The sequence below is a fragment of the Ferruginibacter sp. genome, assembly GCF_014377975.1.
Taxonomy (GTDB): domain Bacteria; phylum Bacteroidota; class Bacteroidia; order Chitinophagales; family Chitinophagaceae; genus Ferruginibacter.
In genome coordinates this window covers 1-1,555 of record NZ_JACMOO010000426.1, presented here as the reverse complement: position 1 = coordinate 1,555, position 1,555 = coordinate 1, and the positions used below count along the sequence as shown (strand labels likewise).

Here is a 1,555-nt window from a genome sequence, read left to right as displayed (position 1 = left end):
TGCAGCAGGTAACTCACTTCCTGGTTGGCATATTTGTCGTGGGCATTTTGCACGTTGCTCCGCTTGCCAAATAAGGCGTCTGCTTCATCAAAAAACAATATCCAGTTTTTGTTTTCTGCCCTGATAAAAATTTTTTCCAGATTTTTTTCAGTTTCGCCAATATACTTAGAAACTACCTGCGACAGATCGATGCGATAAACATCTTTTTCAAATTGCTTACCCAGCAGTGTGGCGGTTAAAGTTTTTCCGGTGCCGGGAGGTCCGTAAAATAAGGCCCGGTAACCTGGTTTAATTCTTTTTTCCATTCCCCAGGTTTGTAAAAAAGTACCGTTGTGGTGTAACCAGATTTTGATGTCATTTATTTGAGTGGCTGTTTTGGTAGCCAGCATAACATCTTCCCATTCCATTTTTGTAGTAACGAGTTTAGCGGGAAATTCCGGACTAAATGCTGGTTTTGCAACCATGCCGGTAGTAAGTAAATCTACATACTCGGGGTGTAAAATAAGTTTACCGCTCATGCGTGGCTCACCTTCTTTTACAGGTTCCAGCCAAAGAACATAATCTGTCCAAAACCAATGCGAAGCATCAAAATAACGAAGCACCTGTTTGCGTTTATCCGTGTCGGTACCAGCCAGTAAAAAAAGTGCCGTATCGCCGGTAGGCAACATGTATCTTGTGTTGGTGCCTTTTACTCCACCAAATTCCAAAAACTCGCCACCTTTGGGCATATATTGTTGAATGGCATTATTAAATAAAGTGGGCTGAATATGAGCCGACAATGCAGTAAGCAGGATAATTGTTTCACAGTGATTCAACTTTTTACCTTGGAATATAGTGCTGTCAATTTCGGGTAATTCCTCTACCGGAACCGGTTCGCCGTTGGCAGCAAAATGTAATTGCAGCCTGTTGTGAACATAGTTACTGAATCTTATAAATGTTTCATTGGATGGCATGATGACTGATGGCTTATTTTAAATAATTTCCTGCTTTAAAATTTTTTTAATGGTTATAATTGCTGTTGCATCGGCAGCGTAATTATTCTAATTAAGACTCAAAAAAATCAGGGGAGAAAAATCTTTAACGGCAAGATTTAAATTAAAAAATCTTCCTGTACACTCCAGAATTTTCTTGCAATAACGCCCCGGTCTTTGTGAACAATTTGTCCCATAAATCGAAAATCAAACTCATATTGCTCGCCTGAGTTTGTAATGCGGCCTGTAATGGCAGGAAAATCTTCTCCACGAAAAATACAACCATTTCGTTGGTTTTCTGTGCCGTCTGCATTTACGTAATGATTTAGCGGGATGGTACTGCCGGGGCCACTTCTATGCCCCATTCGTTGGGGTGTTAGTCCTGTATTTCCATCTTGTGTATAATTGGGTATGGGCTGAAGTCCGCCCGGTACGGTAAACAGGCTGCGTAAATCGGTCATAGGGCCGGCAGGATCTGCGCCTGCTGGCAACATTTCAATCCGGCCACAAATAAACTGGCGGTATTCATACTTACTGCAATCTTCTCCGGGGGGAAAATGTATTTCAATAGTAAACTGGCCGGA

Annotated in this window: 2 protein-coding genes; both read right to left on the bottom strand. The window is 41.7% G+C overall.

Going from position 1 to position 1,555, the window contains the following annotated elements; all coding sequences use genetic code 11:
* Positions 1–953 (bottom strand): ATP-binding protein (locus H7254_RS20770; RefSeq protein ID WP_301934798.1); only part of this gene is annotated, 953 nt, incomplete at its 3' end.
* A gap of 137 nt (positions 954–1,090) precedes the next feature.
* A partial coding sequence (locus H7254_RS20765; protein WP_301934797.1) for a hypothetical protein occupies positions 1,091–1,555 on the bottom strand: 465 nt, incomplete at its 5' end.